The organism is Archangium minus (assembly GCF_044360475.1).
Taxonomy (GTDB): Bacteria; Myxococcota; Myxococcia; order Myxococcales; family Myxococcaceae; genus Archangium; species Archangium minus.
In genome coordinates this window covers 5,522,971-5,542,636 of the sequence record NZ_CP043494.1, presented here as the reverse complement: position 1 = coordinate 5,542,636, position 19,666 = coordinate 5,522,971, and the positions used below count along the sequence as shown (strand labels likewise).

Genomic DNA, 19,666 nt, shown 5'->3' with positions numbered 1-19,666 from the left:
AGGAGTGTTCACGAAACGACCGTGCCAAGGACGGGCACCCGTCCATCGGCCTGATGCAGACCATCCAGCCGACGTTCGACGCCTACAAGCACCCCGGCCACGACAACATCCGCAACCCCGTGGACAACATCAAGGGACTCAACAGCGGCGGCGGCTACGTCGGCTACTGACAACTCGAGGACGATCCTCACCTAAACGGACGGACTGGTTCGCGCGGACTGGAACGTGACGGCCTGGATGGCCAGGCCCACCACAACCACCAGCACACAGCCAATCACGTTGAACCAGAGATAGCTGATCCCCGTGAAGGCGAAGAGCGCGAGCACCGTCCCCTGGGAGATGAGCGCCGCGAGGAAGACGGCGTTACCCCGAACGGCCTTGAAGAAGAAGGCGACCAGGAAGATGCCCAGCACGGTCCCATAGAAGAGGGACCCCAGGATGTTGACCGCCTGGATGAGGTTATCGAGCAACGAAGCGAAGCTCGCAAAAGCGACCGCGACAAGACCCCAGAAGACCGTGAACAGCTTGGAGGCGATGAGCACCTGTCTGTCCGAGGCGTCACGGCGCACCACCCGCCGATAGAAGTCGACCGTGGTCGTCGCTCCCAGGGCCGTAAGCTCGCTCGCGATCGAGCTCATGGCCGCCGCCAGGATGACGGTGATGAGCAGCCCCACGAGACCGCTGGGCATCCAGTCCTTCACGAACGAGATGAAGATGTAGTCCGAGTCCTTGGTCTCCACTCCCGGCAGGGCGCGGGCCACCACGGCCTTGGCCTCGGTCCGGAGCTTGTCCGCCACGCCCGAGACCGCCACGAGGCGCTCTCTCGCGCTCGTCTCAGCGGCGCTGTCACCGGACTCGTGAGCCGCCAGGTAACGGTCCGCCTCGGCACGCTTGTCCGCCTGTACCTTCACCCACTGCTCCTCGATGCGGGCGAACTCGTCCGCTTGCGCGGTCGCCTGAACCCGGGCACGCAGGGGCTGGTTGAAGAGCAGGGGCGGCGCGGTGAACTGGTAGAACACGAAGACCAGGAGCCCGACGAAGAGGATGAGGAACTGCATCGGGATCTTCAGGACACCGTTGAACAGCAGCCCGAGACGACTCTCGGAGATGGAACGGCCCGTCAGGTAGCGACCCACCTGGGACTGATCGGTTCCAAAGTATGACAGCGACAGGAACAGTCCCCCGGTGATGCCGGACCAGAAGTTGTAACGATCCTGGAAGTCGAAATCGAAGCTGACCGCGTTCATGCGGCCCAGGGCCCCCGCGAGATCCACGGCTCGCCCGAACGACACGTGCTCGGGCAACCGCCACACAATGACGATGGCGGCCACAGCCATGCCCCCGAGCATCACCACCATCTGCTGCTTCTGGGTCTGACTGACCGCCTTGGAGCCACCCGTCACCGTGTAGAGGATGACGAGCGCCCCCATCCCCACGATGGTGGGCTCGAGAGGCCAGCCCAGAATGGCGGAGAGGATGATGGAGGGGGCGTAGATGGTGATACCAGCGGCCAGACCGCGCTGGACCAGGAAGAGCGACGCGCCAAGAAGGCGTGTCTTCAGGTCGAAGCGCGACTCCAGGTACTCATAGGCGGTGTAGACGTTGAGCCGGTAGTAGATGGGAACGAAGACAGCGCTGACGATCACCATCGCCAGGGGCAGCCCGAAGTAGAACTGCACGAAGCGCAGCCCGTCCTCGTAGGCCTGACCAGGAACGGACAGGAAGGTGATGGCGCTCGCCTGTGTGGCCATGACCGACAGGCCAATGGTGGGCCAGCGCAGCTCATGGCCACCGCGCAGGTAGCCCTCGGCGGTGCTGCTCTCGTTACGGGACTTCCAGAGCCCCCATCCCACGATGAATGCCGTCGTCCCGAGAACGACCAACCAGTCGAGCAATGTCACGAGTAGGCCCGGGTAAGCGCCCAGAACAGGGCGATGAGCAGGGCGGACGCGCCCAGCACGAAGAGGTAGATGTTGCGCCAGGAGCCGAGGAGCGGTGGCGCGTCGTCGAGTTCGGGCCGAGGCGAAGAGGCCCCAACCGAGTCAGGAGGCTTCGAAGCGGTGTTCATTGGACGAGGAGATTCGCGAGCAGTCGGTAGGCGCCAGGCACTCCCGCGGGAAGCTGACGGAAGAAGGCGAGACCCGTGTAGATGAACGTCCCCTTCCCATGTCGGGCGATGAGGAGTCCGCCACGAAGCGGCTCCTCGCCGGGATCATTCATGGCGAACACGGGCTGGTAGCGATCGTCCCACTTCGAGGCGAAGTAGAGGCCCCGCTCCTGGACCCAGCCTTCGAAGTCGGCGGCTACGAGCGGGTTGGGGTTCTTCAAGACAGGGTGATTGGCCTTCACGGGCGTCATCGCCGCGGTCTCGTCCGTCACGCGCTGCCGGCCAATCTCCAGCGGATAAGGACCAATGGACGCGGTGAGCGGCCCCACGAAGCTGTTGGTGTTGTACTGGACGAGCAACCGCCCCCCCTGCTCCACGTACTTCATGAGCCGCTCGTGGTGGTGGGCGAGACGCGGGTTGGCATTGAAGGCGCGCACTCCGACCACGATGGCCTCGAAGCGAGAGAGCTGCTCGGAAGCCAGCCGCTCCTCGGGAAGCAGCGTCACCTCGTAGCCGACAGCGGCGAGGCTCTCCGCCACTCGGTCACCCGGCCCGGGGATGTAACCAATCCGTCGCACCTTCGTGGCGAGGGTGAAGGGCACCAGGGTGGCCTCGGACGGCTGGCGCACGGTCAGCGGTGGGACATGGTCATGCGTCACGGTACGGACGCGCCACGACTCGGAGCGGCCACCACTGTCGACGACGACTCGCAGGCGGCCCCGCTCCCCTGCTCCCTTGGCAGGGGTGACCTGGAAACGGAGGGTGCGCTCCTCTCCACGCGCGGCGAGCTGGAACGACGCTTCAGCAGGTTCGACGCGCCAACCCTGCGGGACCTCGAGCCGGACCTTGCCGGAGGCATCTGCCCGGCCCGCGGCCAGCACCACGGAGACGCCCTGCGTCGCGCCATTGGGGAACATGATGACATCCCGATCGAGCGTCGCCGTGACGGCCGGCGCGATCTCGAAGGCTCGATAGAGCTCGCCACGCACCGGATCCGTCCACACGTAGACCACCGGCCGAGTCACCGTGAAGCGCTTGCCTCCGAGCTCGTAGACGAAGCCCACCGACAGGGCGGGCTCACCCTCGGGCCGCCCCGTGAGCGCGCGATCCGACTCCTCCAGCGCATAGAGGCCGCCCGCGATGGGCTTGCGGAGCCAATAGGGCGTCGAAATCCGTGCGTTCTCGGGGATCGACACTGGCCTGGAAAGCTTGAACGGTTTGTCATCGGCCAGCTCGGTGCCAGTCCCAACGCTCTCCCCTCCCGGGAGCGTCACGCTCACCAGCCGGAGCGCGGCGGGCGAGCGGTTCAGCGCCACCAGGTTCAGCGTCACCTGGCCACCCGGCACGGCCGCTGGCTCCGCCGCGCGTGCCTCCAAGAACAAGCCCGCACATGCCGCCATGAGCGCTTCGGTCTCGCGCAGCTTGATGGCCTTCCACGGGTTGTCCGCCGGCAGGCCCGAGATCGCCTCATGGACGCGCACGAGCGCCGGAATGCTGAGGTGGGGCGCACGTGGATCGAACCCACGAGAGGCCTCGTCGATGGCCTGGAGGACCTTCTCCGTACCACTCCACCGACGCCAGGTGAACTCGAGCCCCTCGAACAAATCAGACTTCGGGCGCGTCCCAGCGAGGGGTGTGAAGTACTCCATCTGAGTCCCGCGCTCGGCCGCCACGCCGAAGCCCTGGCTCTTGTGCTGGCTGCGGCTCTCCGCGGCGATCTCGCCCCACGAGCGCCCGAGGAGCGGGTCGTAGCCACCGACGTCGACCTTCAGGTAGGCGGACATGTCGGTGTCTGGCTTGAGGTTCCAAGAGGCGACGTTGTTCAGCAGCCGGTCGGCCTTCCACGGCTTCAGCTCCCCGAGCTGCTCGGGAAAGCGCTTCGGGTCCGCCGCGGCCTCGAAGGCCTCTGCGGCCAGGAGGGCCGAAGCGGTGTGGTGGCCGTGGTTCGGCGGCTGGGTGGTGAAGCGCGTCACGATCACCTCCGGCCGGAAGCGACGGATGGCGAGCACGACATCGGCCAGGACCTCGTCATGTCCCCAGATGCGCAATGTCTCATCTGCGCTCTTCGAGTAACCAAAGTCCCTGGCCCGGGTGAACATCTGCTCGGCGCCGTCGACGCGCCGCGCCGCGAGCAGCTCGTGGGTGCGAATGAGCCCGAGCAGCTCATCCTGCTCGGTCCCGATGAGGTTCTGTCCGCCATCCCCGCGCGTCATCGAGAGGTAACCCGCGCGCAGACCCCGCTCACCGGCCAGCCAGGCCAGGAAGCGTGTGTTCTCGTCGTCGGGGTGGGCCGCCACGTAAAGCACACTGCCCGTCACACCGAGGCGTCGGAGACCCGCGGCGATCTCACCCGCGTGGGGTTGGCGGGGAGGTTGTGCGAGTGCTGTCGACCAGAATCCCAGGCTCATGGCCAGTGCCGTTCCGAGAATGAAGAGATTCCGCATCCAGGTGGATCCTATACGAGGGGAACGAGGAACGAGGCAGCGGTGTTGCCAACGAATTCTTATGTGGGCCAGGACTCCACGGGTCTGCCGAGCACCTTCGCCGTCGCGCCCACGCGGTGGACTTGTTATCACGCCGAGCCGTGGCTTCCTCGTTCTCCGAATCCTGGCTTCGCGCCGATCCGCGCGCTCTCGAGTTCCTCCCCGATCGCTTCCGGCACCCGGCCGCACGCGCCGAAGCCGTGGCTGCTGCGGCAGCTCGGTCACTCTCCCCTGCCCTCCACGAAGCGCTCGTGGCCCGCAACGCGCGCCTCGCGCCGAGCCCCGCGCGTGAGCGAAACCTCGAGCTGCTCGCCCGTCCCGGCACCGCCGCCGTCGTGACGGGTCAGCAGGTGGGGCTCTTCCTCGGGCCGCTCTTCACGGTCTACAAGGCCGCCTCCGCCATCGCCGTAGCCCGCCAGCTCACGCAGGAGACGGGCACCCCCTGCGTTCCCGTCTTCTGGCTGCAGACCGAAGATCACGATCTGCCTGAGATCGATCACTGCTTCATTCCGCGGACGGCCGGAGAGCCGCTGCGCGTGAGCCTCGAGTTCCAGGACGCAGCCACCTCGCGTGTTCCCGTCGCCCACCGGCGCCTGGGCGAGAGCGTCACCCGTGCGCTCGACGCGGTGCGCAACGAGCTGAAGGGTCATCCCCAGGCAAGCGAGCACCTGGAGCTGCTCGAGCGTGCCTATCGTCCCGATGCGACGATGGCGGAGGCCTTCGCCGAGGTCCTCTCGGCGCTCTTCGCGGACGAGGGACTCGTGTTCCTCGACCCGCGCGACCCGCGCCTCGCTCCCCTGGCCGCCCCCATCCACCGCCGCGCCATCGAAGAGGCCGCAGCCATCGCCGGGCGACTCTCCGAGCGGGGCACCGCCCTCGCCAACGCGGGGTTCTCCGAGCAGGTCCACATTCGTCCCGGAGCACCGCTCGGGTTCTTCTCGCCCGAGGGAATCGAGGGCGCACGTTACCGCCTCGATCCCTCCGCCCCGGGAACCTGGAGCCTCGTGGGACACCCGGAGGGGGCCTCCGTGACGACGACCGAGCTCCTGACCTGGCTCGACCGGGAGCCGCTTCGCTTCACGACCTCGGCCCTGCTGCGCCCGATCCTCCAGGACACCTGGCTCCCCACGGCGGCCTATATCGGCGGGCCCGGAGAGATCGCCTACTTCGCGCAGCTCGCGCCGCTGTACGAGCACGTAGGCATCCCGATGCCGCTCACCGTGCCGCGCGCCCGGTTCCGCGTGCTCGATGACCGCACGCGCGCCCTGCTCGACAAGCTCGGCCTCGCACCGGATGACACGCTGATGCCACGGGACGAGCTGTTGACCCGGCTGGCCGCGCGCAACACCGAGGACGGTTTCGAGCCGCCCGAGGCCATCGAAGCCCGCCTCCTGGGTGCCTTCAGCGCCGAGCTCACCCGCCTCGGCGAGCGCATGGCCGCCCTGGATCCGGGCTTCGCCCAGGCCATCTCCCGCACCGACGAGACCGTTCGTGGCGGCGTCTCCCGCCTCGTGGCCAAGTACGGTCGAGCCCTCGCCCAGCGCGATCAGGTCACCCTCGAACGCGTGGACCGTCTCCGGGCCTACCTGGTCCCGAATGGAGCGCCGCAGGAGCGCATCTACGGGCTGCCGTACTACGCGTGCCGCTTCGGCTCTAGGGCCTTCACGCGACTCGTGCTCGACACCTGTGTGCCCTTCTCGGGGAAGCTGGAGGACCTGCGGCCATGAGCACGACCGATACGGGTTACGGACTCGAGGTTCTCGCCTTCGGCCCTCACCCCGATGACGTCGAGCTCTTCTGCGGCGGGCTCCTGGCGCACATGGCGAGCCAGGGCCACCGCACCGGAATCGTCGACCTGACGCGAGGAGAGAAGAGCTCGCGAGGGACTCCCGAGACGCGCGCCGCTGAAACCGAGGCGGCCTCGCGTGCGCTGGGGCTCACGCTTCGTGAGAACCTCGAGCTGCCCGATGGGTGGATCGCCCCCTGGGCCGGTTTCGAGGCGCCCGAAGCCGACCGTGCGCGGATTGCTCCCGTTGCGCGTGTGGTCGAGGTCCTCCGCCGCCTGCGTCCCGAGCTCGTCCTCGTCCCATGGCAGCACGAGCGCCATCCAGACCATGAGGCCACCAGCGCGCTGGTGACGCGTGCGCTGTTCTTCGCGTCAGTCCGCAAGTTCGAGACCGAGCCGCCCAGCGCAGCCTTCACGCCGAGGCAGGTCCTCTACTACCCGATGCGCCACCTGGCCGAGCCGAGCTTCGTTGTCGACGTGACGGCGGCCTTCGACCGCAAGATGGCGGCCATCCGCTGTTATGCGAGCCAGGTGGAGCCCCGAGCGGACGGCCCGCAGACGCTGGTGGGCTCTCCGCTGTCGCTCACCTCGCTCGAGGCCCGTGACCGCTTCTACGGCGCCCGGATCGGCGTGGCGCATGGCGAGCCCTACATCCTCCGAGAGACCCTGGGCCTGGCCGACCTCTTGGAGCATTTCCGCAGGAATACGTTTGCTCGGCCGCTGTTCTTCGTTGAACCCCGATGACCGACCGCCTGAATCTGGCCATCACCTGCTTCCCCACCATTGGAGGTAGCGGAATGGTCGCGGCCGAGATCGGCCTGGCGATGGCGGAGCGCGGTCACCGCGTCCACTTCATCGCGCGTGATCTGCCGGTGCGCCTTCAGGGCCAGACGCGGGACATCCTCTTCCACCCGGTGACAGAGAGCGATTACCCCGCACTCGCGCAATCGGGGACCTACCCCCTGGCGCTCGCGTCCAAGATGATCGAGGTCGCGAACCAGGAGCGTCTGGACATCCTGCACGTCCATTACGCAGTGCCCCATGCCACGGCCGCCTGGATGGCAGGAGAGGTGCTGGGCGCTAAGGCGCCGCGCATTGTGACGACGCTCCATGGGACCGACAGTACGCTCGTCGGTATCGATCCCAGCTACCTGCCCATTACGCGCTTCTCCATTTTGCGCAGCGATGCGGTGACCACGCCCTCGGCTTTCCTCCGGCGCGCCACCTGGGACGGTTTCGGCATCCCCCCGGAGAGCTGTCCCATCGAGGTCATCTTCAACTTCGTTGACACGGAGCGTTATGCGCCGGTCCGCGACAGACAATGCCTCCGCACACTCTTCCCTGACCTCCCAGAGAACGAGCCTGTGCTCATTCACGTCTCGAACTTCCGGCCGGTCAAACGCATCAGCGACGTGGTGAGCGTCTTCGCCGCAGTACACCGCACGCGCCCGTGCCGGCTGGTGATGATTGGTGACGGCCCCGAGCGGCCCGCTGCCGAGCGGAGAATCCGAGAGCTCGGCCTCGAGGCGCGCGTGGCCTTCCTGGGTGGGCAGGAGAGCTTCACCCAGCTCCTCGCGGCATCCGATGTGTTCCTGCTCCCGAGCGAACAGGAGAGCTTCGGTCTCGCGGCGCTCGAGGCCCTGAGCTGTGGCGTGCCAGTGGTCGCGAGCAACGCCGGGGGCATTCCGGAGCAGGTCCTCCACGGAAAGGTGGGCTATCTCGCCCCCGTGGGGGATGTGGAGTCCATGGCAAGCCATGTCCTCACGCTCGTGAACGAGCCGGAGCGCTGGCAGCTCTTCTCACGCCGCGCGCGTCAACATGTCCTTGAGCACTTCCAGTTGAGGCCGGCCATCGAGCGCTACGAGGCCCTCTACCGCCGGCTCACGCAGGGAACCTCCCGCCACCGAAAGACGGGAGGCTCCTTCACCTGACGCCTACTTCTTGTTCTTCCAGTCCGCGACCGCCTTGGCGATCGTGTCCTTGTAGAAGGAGAAGAAGGGAGGGTTCGGGTTCTTCTGACCCTGGTCCAGGGCCGTCTGCGCGAACTTGCGGGCGTCCGCGTACTTGCCACTGCGCGCCAGGACATCGGCCTTGATCCAGTTGGTGTACCAGTTGGACTGGATGGCGATCGCGTTGTCCGCGTACTTCAGCGCCGTGCCGTAGTCCTTCGTGTTCTCGGCCGTGTAGCGCGCCGCGTTCGCCAGGGAGTTCCAGGCGTTGTTCACCGCGGCCTGGATGTTGGCCTGCGCATACGCCGCCGTGTCGATCTGGATCGGCACCGAGACACGCAGCTTCTCCCACTCCATGTCGAGCGACGTCTGGTCATCGGTCGTGTTGGAGAAGATGAACGTCAGCCGCTCGCGATTCGGAATCTCCGTGGTCGTCGCGGGGACGCGGACAACATCGTCCTTGGCGTCGTAGGTCTTGCCCCCTCCGAAGAGGCCCAGCTCCTTGTTCAGCACGACCGTCCAGCCGCTCTGAGCGGGGAAGGTAACGATCGCATAGGTGCCCGCCGGAACCGGCTTCCCACCGAAGGTCACATCACGGCTGAAGGTGATCTTCGTGGACGCGTTGGCACCGGTCCGCCACGGCTTCTCCCAGGGGACCAGCTCTCCCCAGATCTTGCGCCCCTTCACCGCGGGGCTGGAGTAGTCGACCGAGATCTCCGTCAACCCCACCTTCTGCATCACCTTCGCCGCCGGACTCGCGGGAGGCAGCTCCAGCTGCGCTGAAGCAGGAACCGCACAGAGCACCACGAGGGCCGCGAACACGCTCCCGACAAACTTCTTCATCATCTCCTTCATCCTTCCGCATCCTGAGAGAGGGTGAAATCAGCTGGCTCTCTATAGATCAGTTTCTCGTCGTATCGTCGTGACACGGCCATGGCTGATTTGGCGACACGCTGCGTCAGCGAGATGGCACCATTCCTTCGGGAGCGCGTTCATGAACTACGTCGACACGTATCGCAGGCTCGCCGAGGCATTTCAGGATGGGAGGGCAACGGGATGCATGGACACCGGGCTCGTCCTGCACCAGCGCCGGTTCCACTCCGAGCCCATGGAGGAGCCGGCGCCCCCGTCCTCGGAGGACGCACTCGAACCAGAGTCCCTGAAGGGGCTGCTCGATCGTGACGACAGTGTCGAGGAGAACCTCGACTTCCCGTACCGCATCCTCGCGCCGCCCGGCTGCGAGCGAAGCGCCCGGGGCGTGCTCCTCCTTCACGGCCTCAACGAGCGCCGCTGGGAGAAGTACCTGCCGTGGGCCAAGGCGCTCGTGGAGGGACTCGGTGTCCCTGTCATCCTCTTCCCCGTTGCCTTCCACATGGACAGGTCTCCGGCGCTCTGGGCCGACCCGAGGCCCATGCGGCAACTCAGCCGCGAGCGCATGCGCCGCATCCCAGAGCTCGAGGCTTCCAGCTTCGCAAACGCCGCCCTGAGCACCCGCCTGCACTCCCGGCCAGATCGCTTCCTCTGGTCTGGCCTGAGGACTCTCCGCGACCTCTCGCGCTTCTCCGACAACGTCCGCCGAGGCGACGAACCTCTTCTCTCTCCAGGGGCCCGGCTCGATTTCTTCGCGTACTCCATTGGCGCGTTCCTCGCGGAGATCCTCCTCATGGCGGATGACGACGTGCGGTTCGCCGAGTCCCGGCTCGTGACCTTCTGCGGTGGATGCCTGCTCTCCGAAACGGCCCCCCTGGCTCGGGAGATCCTCGACAGCGCGGCGGCTCGCTCACTGCATCGGCTCTTCGCGGAGCTCGAGTCGGAGAAGCAGCGACGGCCTGAGCTGGGAAGGCTGCTCTCGGAGAACGCGGAGGGTCGAGCATTCGAGTCCATGGTGATCGCCGACCGCCATCGCTCCGAGCGCGAGGCGGCCCTCCGGCGGATCGGCTCGCGCGTGAGCGCAATCTCCCTGCGCGGCGATCGGGTCATGCCGGCGCTGGCTGTGGCCGAGACCCTCGCGGGCTCTGGTGCGCGGGTGGAGATCCTCGATCCGCCCTACGCCTACGATCATGCGAATCCGTTCCCGATCCAGAGCCCCGCGGAGACGGAGGTCGAGCACGGGTTCGAGACCGTGTTCGAGCACGCGGTGAGCTGGTTGGGAGCGTGATTCTACGGAGCGAGCACCACGTCTCCCGAGGTCGGCAGGTCCACCGTGCGCACCACCGGCCCGTCCTCCGTGTCCGTGTGGAAGTTGGACCACACCAGCGTGTAGCGCCCAGGCGGGAAGCCCTGCAGCGTGATCCGATCACCGCGGGGCTGGTAGAGCAACTGCCCGTAGCTCGCCCGAATCAGCTCCTTCGGCGGGTTGCCCACGGCGCGCATGTCTCCAGCAATCACCCACAGCGCCTTGCCCCGCTCGGACTTGAGCTGCACCGTCAGCGAGGCCGTCCCGGGTGCCGGCCCGAAATCCAACCGCTTCTCCCCACCCTCCACCTGCACCAGCAGCGCCGGCTCTCCGGAGAACTCGCGCGCTGCGCCCAGCGCGAAGCGGTAGTGGCCCGGTGACACGTCCGTGCTGTAGCGCCCGTCTGGCCCCGTGACGATGCTGATGGGCTCACCCCGGTCCGCGTGGACTCCCTCCAACTGGAAGCCCGGCGCCGGAGTGCCATCGGGCCGGTACACCGTCCCGGACAGCCGCGTGGCCGGCTTCAGCACCAGCTCCACCGTCCTCGGCCCCTCACGCGAAGCCGACGCCGACGCGCTCAACCGCCCCTTGCGTGCCGTCACGGAGAACTTCGCCACGAAGGGCGGGCTCGGCAGCGTGAAGCGCCCATCCGGCCCCGTCATCACCGAGTCCTCGCACGCATCACACCCCACCACCGCGTCCGCCACGGGCCCACCGCCCTCGTCCCTCACCAGCCCCGTCACCGACGGCGCCCGCTCCAACACCAGGTCTCCCAGGTCGTTGGGCTGCGCTGGCTTGTCCACCATCAGGGGCTCAAAGCCCGCGGCCTCCACCGACACGATGACGCGATCACCTGCCGTGGGCAGCGCCACCTCGAAGCGCCCATCCGGGCTCGTCACATCGTGCTCATCCAGCCGGAAGCGCTTGATCGGCTCGCCGTCCTCGGCCACCACCCGGCCACGAAACTTCCCACGCACCTCCATCACCACCCGCACCGGGTCGCCACCGGGCGTGCCCTGCACGCGCTCGCGCTGGTCGTACCCCGAGTGCCGCGCCTCCACCAGGTAGGGACGCCCGGGCTTCAGCGCGCGCACCTCGAAGTGACCCTGCGCGTCCGTCGTCACCGGCTCGGCCATGCGCGGCAGCACCGACACGGAGGCCCCCTCCACCGGCGCGCCCCGCGTGTCCACCACCTCGCCTTGAATCCCCGCCCCTGGCTCTAGCGTCACCGTCACCCGCTGCGTCTGCCCATCCGCCACCACGACCTTCTGCCGCTCCGAGGGCAGGTAGTCCGGATGCGTGGCGACCATGGAGTACGTCCCTGGAGGCAGCCCGCGCATGGGCACCATGCCGTCCGGACCCGAGGAGCTGTCGCTGCGGAAGATGCCCTCGTTGTCCACCCACAGCAGCACGTCCGCGCCCTCCAGGCGGCGTCCCTCCCCCATCACCGTCACCTCCAGCGAGGCCCGAGGCTCCAGCTCCAACCGCACCCCTTCCGCCGGAGCCGTCACCTTCACCTGCCCGCCACCCCACTCGGAGTGGTGTGCATGCAGCTCGTACAGGCCTGGCGTGGGCACGGCCGCTGAGAAATGGCCCTCCGCGTCCGCCAGCACCGCATCACCCGTGGGCTGTACCAGCACCGACACGTTCGGCGCGGGCCGACCGTACTGATCCAACACCTGCCCGGTGATGAGCGTGGCGCGCGCCAACTCCAGCTCCAGCGACGTCTCGCCCGGCATCACCCGCGCCGGCAGCTGCGCATCCCGGAAGCCCTTCGCACGCCCCTCCAACACGTAGTCCCCGACCGCGAGCGGGCCGAACTGCACCAGCTCGCCCGTGGAAGGCTTCTGCGTCTGGATGGGCTTGCCCCGAGCGGTGCGCACCACCAGCTCCGGCGAGGGCACCGGCTGACCCGCCTCGTCCACCACCGTGACGAGCAGCGTGCCCGCCTCCTCCAGCTCAAGCGTCACCTGCGTGAGACGCTCGCTCAGCGTGAGGGTGCGCGGCGCGGCCCCCAGCTTTCCGGCCTCGGCCGATACCACCAGCTCGTCCGGGTACAGGTCCTCAAAGCGCGCCACACCTCTCTCGGCGCGCACCTCCCGCGCGAGGTGGTCCGCCTTCAGCCGCACCGTGGCCGTCACAGGCGATCCCTGATGGGTGACGCGCACCTCGAGCGTCCGCGAGGGCTCCAGCCTCAGCCGCACCGGCTGCGGGCCCGCCTCCACCAGCGGCTCCACCGCGGGGAGGAAGCCGCTCGCGGTGGCCAGGACGTAGAAGGGACCCTCCCCCAACCCGGACAGGGTGAAAGAGCCATCCGGCCCCGCCACCGCCTCGGACGGCAGGGGCACCTTGCGAGACACCGCGTACACGTGCGCGCCCGGCAGCCCCCGGCCCGCCTCGTCCACCACCTGCCCGCCGATGCTCCGCAGCGGGGGCAAGTACAACTCCACCGGCTCTCCAGGGGCCGCACGCTCGCGCATGGCCGCGCCGAAGCCCGAGGCCCGAGCCCACACGGAGAAGGACACCCCGGCCAGGTGCTCAAACCGGAAGCGCCCCTGCGCGTCCGTGCGCACGGTGGCCTTGGGTTGGAGGAAACCGCGCGCCTGCTCGAAGAAGGCCAGCGCGTGCAAGCCGCTCTCCCGGGCCGGACAGGCCAGCAACGCCTCCCCGCACTCGTCACAGCGGACCGAGGTGAGCGTCTTCTGCGCGCTCGCGGACAGGAAGACCTCTGCCCCGGCCACGGGCGCGCCCCGAGCGTCCAGCACCCGCCCGGTGAGCGTAAGGCCCTCCGAGGCGCCGGAGGAGAACACCTCCACCGACTCGAACTCGGGAAGCACACGCGCCACGGGCGCGACCGGGGTGGGGGGTGGCTCGTCCCGAGGCCACAACACCGCCACCGCCACGACGACCAGGGCGGTTGCCGCCCCTATGACGAACCATTTGCGCATCGGACGGCGCGGGACGTTACCCCCGCGACCGGCCTGCCAACCGATATTCTCGACCGTTCATTCCGGCCGAGTCGTCCGCCCGACGTCTCGCCTACCGCCTGGTGCTCACTCCTCGGCGAATGGCTGGATGGCCTGCGCCACGGCCAGCTCCTGCCGGGCCTCGCTCAGCTCCGAGTTGGTGGCCCGCAGCCGGTCCGACAGCACCTGGACGAAGCTCCAGAGCATCTTCACCGCCAGGATGGACTCGCGCTTCATCAGGCCCATGAGATCCGAGCGGGAGATGACCATGGTGCGAGTGGGCTCGACCGCTCGCACGGTGGCCGAGCGGGGAGCATTGTCGATGAGCCCCATTTCGCCGAAGTGCCCGCCGGGCCGCAGCTCGGCGATCTCCACCCCACTCTTCTCAATGACCACCCGGCCGCGGATGACCACGAAGAGCTCCTCGCCCGGCTGGCCCTCCACGACAATCTCCCGGCCCGCGGGGAAGGTGCGCGTGGTGGCGATGGACAGCACCGCCGTCTGCTCCTTGTAGGTGAGGTGACGGAAGAGCGGAATCTTGCGCAGCGCCTCCATGCGGCTCTGCGCCTCGGAGGTCTCCGCCTCCAGCGTGCCCTCGCCGGACACCTTCACCACCACCGCGGTGATGTTGTCCTTGCCGCCGCGCTCGTTGGCCAGGTCCACGAACCGCTTGGGCAGCTCCGCAGGCTGCGAGCCCTGCACCAGCGGCAGCACCTCGTCGTCGTCCAGGTAGCCGTGGAGGCCGTCCGAGCACAGCAGGAACAGGTCGCCCGGGAACAGGTCGACGATCAGGGTGTCGACCTGCACAGACTCCTGGATACCCACCGCACGCGTAATCACGTTGCGATACTGCGAGGTGGCGGCCTGCTCCTTGGTGATGGTGCCAGCCTTGAGCTGGGCGGCCACCAGGGTGTGATCCTCGGTCAGTCGGTGACACTGGCCGTGGCGCACCAGGTAGATGCGCGAGTCACCCACGTGGCCAATAACGCCCTTGTTGCCGCTCACGGCCAGACACACAAAGGTGGTGCCCATGCCGCGCTTGCTGGGATCGGCCAGGGCCATGCGGAAGATGTCCGCACAGGCGCGCTGGATGGCGACTTCCATCAGGGCCTGGGCCGCGTTGCGCGCGTCCTGGCTCGTGTTGGTGCTCAGGTCCTTGAGCAGGTGCCGGTTGGACACCATGTGCTGGCGCACGACCTCCGTGGCGCGACTGCTCGCCACTTCGCCGGCCGCATGGCCTCCCATGCCATCGGCCACGATGAACAGGCCGAGCGAGGCGTCCACGAGCATCGAATCTTCATTGTGCTGCCGCTTCCGGCCCACGTCGGTCAGGCCGAACGCCTCTGTCATCAATGGCACCGCGAACGCTCCCTGTTACCAGTAGAGGGGTGAATCACACGTTGAGAAGCCCGTGGAAGGGCTGACAAGCTCACGGCCCGAACCGCCTGGAGAGCACCTTCGTGAAGCCGCTCGCCAGATAGAAGGTCACCTCCACCTGACCGAAGCGCAGGCGAGTGCCGTCCGTGATCGGCGACGGGCGCCGGGGCGTCAACCGCACCCCACCCACAAACGAACCGTTCTTCGAGCCCGCATCCGTGAGGATGAAGCGACCGCCGGTCTCGCGCTGAAACCAGGCGTGGAAGCGAGACACGGTGCCATCGTCCAGCACCACATCGTTGTTCCCCGTGCGCCCCACGGTGATGCCACGGCCGAACGCGTTTTCCTGATTCTTGATGATGGGAAAAACGATGGGCTCCCCCACTCCCAGCATCGGCGTGGACACGCTGGTGAGCGTGCGGAAATGGTGATGCTCCTCGTCCTCATCGAGCGGCGGCATCGCCGCGGACGCGGGCGAGAACACGAGCACCGCTGGCGGCAGCGTGCGCTCGTACTCCGCCCTCTCTCGCTGAAAGCGGCCGATGTGGAGGCTGAGAAGCTCGACCATTTCGTTACGCACTTCACCCCACCTGGGGGGTCAGGGTCCAGAGGCCCCTAGCGCCAGTCCGCATACAGGCCGAGTTGCAGGCCGCCCACATAGGAACGGGACAAGCTCGTCCGCCTGTAGTTGTAGGGATCACCATACCCCACAAACACCCCAAGGGCCATGGGGCCCACGCGGTAGCCGACCCGTGCGCGCCCATCCAGCAGGCCGATGAAGTAGGACTCCTCGTCCTTGGTGCCGCCCCGGAAGCGCGCCGCGTACCAGGCCGGGCCGGTGCCGATCTGAAAACCCCACTCGAAGCCGGACGGGCGCCGGCTGGTGTACCCCAAGCCCAACACCAGCGAGTAGAGCTGGAGCGAGGTCAGGGGGACGGTGTCGTCCTCGACGACAGAGTCCGGCTTCACCGCGGCGAAGGACGCGGTGGGCTCGATGAGCAGCCCGAGCGTGTCCGTGCGGCCCTGGAAGAACACGAACTGCCACTGCAGCCGCACTTCGGGTGCAACGGCGCCATTGCGGATGAAGGTGCCCAGGAGGGCCCCTCGGGGCAGCCAGGCCGGTGTCGACGAATCCGACAGCAGGCGTGGCCGGGCGGAAGGGGTGGGCTGAGCCCACACGGCCGAGGACAGACACAGAGTGAACACGACCCAGGGCAGAAAGCGACGGTTCATGACGCTTCCTTACCTCGCTTCCAGCCGGCTCCTGTCAAGCGCTTGTCAACGAAGTCTTCCGTTGGCTATGACACGCAACTCCCTCACCGGATGTGAGGGCGCAAGGAGTCATCTCCCACATGCCCAGTGCGTCAGCACGTACAGGCAACACCAAGAAGCGTCCCGCAGGGACCGACACCCTGGTCCGGAAGGCGGAAGCAGCCGCCACGGGCCTGTTGGACCAGAGCGAACGCGTGCTGGTCGTCTACGACGAGGGAGGGGCGACCCTCTACTACGAGTCGGACGACGCGGAGGATGGTATAGGCCGCCGTATCCTGCCCCGCGCTTCCTGAAGTCGGAGCCCTGGACCCCAGGTCTCCTAGAAGAGTCCTCACCCGCCGATGAGCGCCGCCCTCGGGAACGGCGCCCGGCACTTGCATCCTCGTAGCCGTGGAGTGGGCCGCGCCCCACCCGCCGAGGACGCCCCCGCGAGCCCCAAGCTCCCTCCCGCCAGCCTCCACTCAGGCGCGGCGCAGGCCACAGCCCTGTCTCCGGGTCAATCGAATTACGCCAAAGTAACATCACGCTTACAACATTTCTCGGCTTTTTCGTACAAGCGTGGACATTCGAGACCTGCCCGAGACATGCTACGGCCGGAGTGAAATCCTGAAGTACCGGAGGTCACAGGGGGCCGTCCGTGAGCCAGCAGCACTCAGACGCTAAGTTTTCTCCCGGGGCGGACCCGGCACATCGAGGCGGCTTCATCCTCTGGTTCACCGGAATGTCCGGTGCGGGTAAGAGCACGCTCTCCACGGCGGTCCGCCGCCAGTTGGAGTTCCGCCAAGAGGTGGAGGTGCTGGACGGGGATGAGATCCGCACCTTCCTCTCCAAGGGCCTGGGCTTCACCCGGCCTGATCGCGAGGAGAACATCCGGCGCATTGGCTACGTGGCGCGATTGCTCGCCAAGCACCACGTGGCGGTCATCTCCGCGGCCATCTCGCCGTACCGCGAGTCACGCAACGAAGTGCGGCGACTGGCCACGGAAGCGGGCCTCCCGTTCATCGAGGTGTACGCGAAGGCCAGCCTGGACGCGCTCGTCCACCGTGACGTGAAAGGTCTCTACAAGAAGGCCCTCGCGGGGGAGATCCCCCACTTCACGGGCATCTCGGATCCGTACGAACCGCCCGAGTCACCTGAGGTGACCGTCTACACGGATTCAGAGACGGTGGACCAGAGCGTGGAGCGAATCCTCGCGGCCCTGTGCAAACACGGACTGCTGGGAGCGTCCTCCAAGTAGCGACGCGCTCCGAAGACAACCCATTTGTTCACTACCAACCATGTCGTTGTGTGAGGCCAGCCGTTTGATTCAGGCTTCCAGCCTCGCGGCAAAGAGACAGTTTCCCCCCTCTTCTATGCACGTACACCCCTCAAGATGGCTCATTGTGGGCACGTTGCTCTTCGCCTCGGCGGCCATGGCCGAGCCTGATCAGCGAGTGGCTCAGGGTATTTCGGTCGGAGTCTCGAACTTCCGCTACTTCGGGCTGCTGCGCCCCTTCGAGCAGGCCACGACGATGGAGGCTGCGTACCAGCGAGCGCTGGGCACCCAGGGCCTCGGACAGAACCTGTTCCTGGGGGGCGGACTGCGGTTCGCCATGCCCACGGCGAAGATCAACTTCCCGCTCGAGGTCTTCGCCCGAGGCGAGCTTCGGACGCGGCTGGGCTTCTGGGAGCCCGCTGCGGGCCTCGAGCTGGGGTTCAGCCAGGTCGCGCTGCCCTGGCGGCGCCTGCGGATCCCCTTCGCCAATGAAATCCTGGAGGCAGAGGACGGGCGCAACGGGCCCTTGTACTTCGCCATCCATGCCGCGCCCCTGAGGTTCCACTTCGGCCGCTTCGTGGTGGGGACCCTGGAGGTGCAGTGGGGCCCCTCGGGCCCTCCCTTCGGAACGGTGCAACGACTCCATCTGGGTCTGGCCCGTGTGGAGATGCAGCTATGAGCCTCTCGATTCGTTCGTCCCTTGTCCTGCTCGCCGCGGGCTTCGGCCTGGCTGTCGGCACCGCGTGCGCCCCGACCCAGATCCTGGAAGGCGCGGACTTGCCCACCCTGAAGGCGCTGACCGACGAGGTTGAGCCCCAGTTCGTCTGGGAGAACCTCGTGTCGCTGACGCATGCGCACTCCACGGACCAGTCGGTCGACTGCGTCTCCCTCTTCCCGGAGGGGGTCCGCAAGTACTACCCCGAGCTGTGCAACCTCTCGAACACCCGCTCCGGGCTGTGGGTGCGCGACCAGTTCCGGTCGATCCCCCTGGAGGTCCAGGACGACGTGTCGCTCGGCGACAACGGCATCCGCACCACCAACATCGTCGCGGAGATCAAGGGCGTCTCGAAGCCCGACGAGGTCATCCTGGTGGGCGCCCACTTCGATGCCTTCTGGCAGGGCGCCGACGACAACAGCAGCGGCGTCGCGGCCATGATGGAGATGGCCCGCGTGCTGTCGAAGCACAAGTTCGAGCGCACCATCCGCTTCGTCGGCTTCGACTTCGAGGAGTACGGCATCACCGGCAGCCACCGGTACCTCAAGGAGGGCAAGGGCGAGAAGGTCGTCACCGCGCTCATCATGGACTGCATCGGCTACTACTCCGAGGAGGAGGGCTCGCAGCAGTCGCTACCCGGCCTGCCCTCGCCCACCACAGGCGACTTCCTGGCCATCATCGCCAACGACGAGTCCAGCCATGAGGCCGCGGAGGTCTACAAGCTCAACAACGAGCTGCAGCTGATGAGCACGGTCCCGCTCATCTCGGCCGGCAACGGCACCTTCACCCTGGGACAGGCCCTGACGCTCAGCGATCACCTGGCGTTCTGGTTCAACCACCAGAAGGCCGTGTTCCTCACCGACACCGCCAACTTCCGCAACCCGCACTACCACAAGGACACCGACACCCCGGACAAGCTGGATCCGGTGCGTCTGGGCCAAGCCACCCGCGTGGCCACTGCCGCGGTCGCCTACTGGGCGGAGGGACCCAAGCCGTGAAGACCGCACACCCCATGTTCATCAAGGGCGGCGCGCTCGCGCTGGGACTCGGGCTGGTGGCGAGCGCCGGTGACGCGAGGGCTCAGGAGTCCTCGTCCACCCGGCATCGGCTCTCCGTCTACGCCACGGCGGGCGCACAGGCGTACCTGTCCAATAACCGGACGATCGGCGGCATTGGAGGAGGCCTCGGCGTTCGCGACACCCTGAACGACCGGTTCATCCTCCAGGCGGACCTCAGCTACCTGTCCATCCTGGGGAACACGGCCTCGCTCCGCGTAGGAGCTGGCGTGCAGCGCAGCGGGACCTATGCGCCCGCGGCCCTGCTCACCGTGTCGACCCTGTTCGGCGAGCGCCTGAGCTTCCTGACGGACGAGCACCCCACCCGCATCAGCGGACCCGGGGTGACCGTCGGTATCACGGCCGCGCCCGTGCGCTTTGATCTGCAGTCGGTCCAGGTGTCCGTGCTCCAGCTCGGCGTGGGCGTCGGTTCGGATCTCCCCGGTCTGGGCCTCAGCTACTCGGTCAGCCTGCTGGAAGTCGGATCCACCTTCTAGCATCGCCGCTGCACAGGCCTGCCGAACC

At 67.4% G+C, this 19,666-nt stretch carries 17 protein-coding genes and 1 pseudogene; 10 read left to right on the top strand and 8 right to left on the bottom strand.

What is annotated here, in order from left to right; translation table 11 throughout:
- Positions 1-14 precede the first annotated feature (14 nt).
- A pseudogene (locus F0U60_RS22605) lies at positions 15-170 on the top strand (transglycosylase SLT domain-containing protein); the annotation flags it as partial.
- A 21-nt stretch (positions 171-191) separates the two neighbouring features.
- Here F0U60_RS22605 and F0U60_RS22600 read toward each other — a convergent pair.
- From F0U60_RS22600 to F0U60_RS22590, 3 genes are read right to left on the bottom strand one after another with little or no spacing between them, the layout of a single operon-like run.
- Positions 192-1,901, bottom strand: coding sequence for a sodium:solute symporter (locus tag F0U60_RS22600; RefSeq protein ID WP_395823175.1), 1,710 nt, complete (start codon positions 1,899-1,901; stop codon positions 192-194).
- Complete coding sequence (locus F0U60_RS22595; RefSeq protein ID WP_395823173.1) at positions 1,898-2,068, bottom strand: hypothetical protein; 171 nt, start codon at positions 2,066-2,068, stop codon at positions 1,898-1,900. Before F0U60_RS22595 ends, F0U60_RS22600 begins: the two co-directional genes overlap by 4 nt.
- Positions 2,065-4,551, bottom strand: coding sequence for a PIG-L family deacetylase (locus F0U60_RS22590; protein ID WP_395823171.1), 2,487 nt, complete (start codon positions 4,549-4,551; stop codon positions 2,065-2,067). The genes F0U60_RS22595 and F0U60_RS22590 overlap by 4 nt, the downstream gene beginning before the upstream one ends.
- Positions 4,552-4,691: 140 nt before the next feature.
- On the opposite strand from F0U60_RS22590, the gene bshC reads away from it, so the two are divergent.
- Genes bshC through bshA form a run of 3 tightly spaced genes read left to right on the top strand, consistent with a single transcriptional unit; the run spans position 4,692 to position 8,307 of the window.
- Positions 4,692-6,317 carry a bacillithiol biosynthesis cysteine-adding enzyme BshC gene (gene bshC, locus F0U60_RS22585; RefSeq protein WP_395823169.1) on the top strand — a complete coding sequence of 542 codons (1,626 nt, stop codon included), beginning with the start codon at positions 4,692-4,694 and terminating at the stop codon, positions 6,315-6,317.
- A complete protein-coding gene (bshB1, locus tag F0U60_RS22580; protein WP_395823167.1) occupies positions 6,314-7,120 on the top strand; it encodes a bacillithiol biosynthesis deacetylase BshB1 in 807 nt (268 codons plus the stop codon). Before bshC ends, bshB1 begins: the two co-directional genes overlap by 4 nt.
- Positions 7,117-8,307, top strand: coding sequence for an N-acetyl-alpha-D-glucosaminyl L-malate synthase BshA (gene bshA / locus F0U60_RS22575; RefSeq protein ID WP_395823165.1), 1,191 nt, complete (start codon positions 7,117-7,119; stop codon positions 8,305-8,307). The genes bshB1 and bshA overlap by 4 nt, the downstream gene beginning before the upstream one ends.
- Before the next feature lie 3 nt (positions 8,308-8,310).
- On the opposite strand, the gene F0U60_RS22570 is transcribed toward bshA, so the two are convergent.
- Complete coding sequence (locus tag F0U60_RS22570) at positions 8,311-9,180, bottom strand: DUF2911 domain-containing protein (protein ID WP_395823163.1); 870 nt, start codon at positions 9,178-9,180, stop codon at positions 8,311-8,313.
- A gap of 139 nt (positions 9,181-9,319) precedes the next feature.
- On the opposite strand from F0U60_RS22570, the gene F0U60_RS22565 reads away from it, so the two are divergent.
- Positions 9,320-10,483, top strand: coding sequence for a DUF6051 family protein (locus F0U60_RS22565; RefSeq protein WP_395823161.1), 1,164 nt, complete (start codon positions 9,320-9,322; stop codon positions 10,481-10,483).
- A 2-nt stretch (positions 10,484-10,485) separates the two neighbouring features.
- Here the strand turns inward: F0U60_RS22565 and F0U60_RS22560 are convergent, their stop codons facing one another.
- The 4 genes from F0U60_RS22560 to F0U60_RS22545 form a co-directional block, all read right to left on the bottom strand.
- The gene (locus tag F0U60_RS22560; protein WP_395823159.1) at positions 10,486-13,449 is read right to left on the bottom strand and encodes a carboxypeptidase regulatory-like domain-containing protein; all 2,964 of its coding nucleotides are present in this window, start codon (positions 13,447-13,449) and stop codon (positions 10,486-10,488) included.
- 105 nt (positions 13,450-13,554) lie between these two features.
- Positions 13,555-14,817 carry a Stp1/IreP family PP2C-type Ser/Thr phosphatase gene (locus F0U60_RS22555; protein ID WP_395825392.1) on the bottom strand — a complete coding sequence of 421 codons (1,263 nt, stop codon included), beginning with the start codon at positions 14,815-14,817 and terminating at the stop codon, positions 13,555-13,557.
- A gap of 79 nt (positions 14,818-14,896) precedes the next feature.
- A complete protein-coding gene (locus F0U60_RS22550; RefSeq protein ID WP_395823158.1) occupies positions 14,897-15,412 on the bottom strand; it encodes an FHA domain-containing protein in 516 nt (171 codons plus the stop codon).
- Positions 15,413-15,459: 47 nt separating this feature from the next.
- Positions 15,460-16,077: a hypothetical protein gene (locus F0U60_RS22545; protein WP_395823156.1), complete on the bottom strand. Its 618-nt coding sequence runs from the start codon at positions 16,075-16,077 to the stop codon at positions 15,460-15,462.
- A gap of 119 nt (positions 16,078-16,196) precedes the next feature.
- Here F0U60_RS22545 and F0U60_RS22540 point away from each other — a divergent pair, with 119 nt between their 5' ends.
- The 5 genes from F0U60_RS22540 to F0U60_RS22520 all read left to right on the top strand — a co-directional run bounded on the left by F0U60_RS22540 (position 16,197) and on the right by F0U60_RS22520 (position 19,638).
- Positions 16,197-16,409 carry a hypothetical protein gene (locus tag F0U60_RS22540; protein WP_395823154.1) on the top strand — a complete coding sequence of 71 codons (213 nt, stop codon included), beginning with the start codon at positions 16,197-16,199 and terminating at the stop codon, positions 16,407-16,409.
- A 344-nt stretch (positions 16,410-16,753) separates the two neighbouring features.
- Positions 16,754-17,353, top strand: a complete 600-nt coding sequence (cysC, locus tag F0U60_RS22535) for an adenylyl-sulfate kinase (protein ID WP_395823152.1) — start codon at positions 16,754-16,756, stop codon at positions 17,351-17,353.
- Positions 17,354-17,498: 145 nt separating this feature from the next.
- Positions 17,499-18,050, top strand: coding sequence for a hypothetical protein (locus F0U60_RS22530; protein ID WP_395823150.1), 552 nt, complete (start codon positions 17,499-17,501; stop codon positions 18,048-18,050).
- The gene (locus tag F0U60_RS22525) at positions 18,047-19,084 is read left to right on the top strand and encodes a M28 family peptidase (RefSeq protein ID WP_395823148.1); all 1,038 of its coding nucleotides are present in this window, start codon (positions 18,047-18,049) and stop codon (positions 19,082-19,084) included. The genes F0U60_RS22530 and F0U60_RS22525 overlap by 4 nt, the downstream gene beginning before the upstream one ends.
- Positions 19,081-19,638, top strand: coding sequence for a hypothetical protein (locus F0U60_RS22520; protein ID WP_395823146.1), 558 nt, complete (start codon positions 19,081-19,083; stop codon positions 19,636-19,638). Before F0U60_RS22525 ends, F0U60_RS22520 begins: the two co-directional genes overlap by 4 nt.
- The last annotated feature ends 28 nt before the right edge of the window (positions 19,639-19,666 follow it).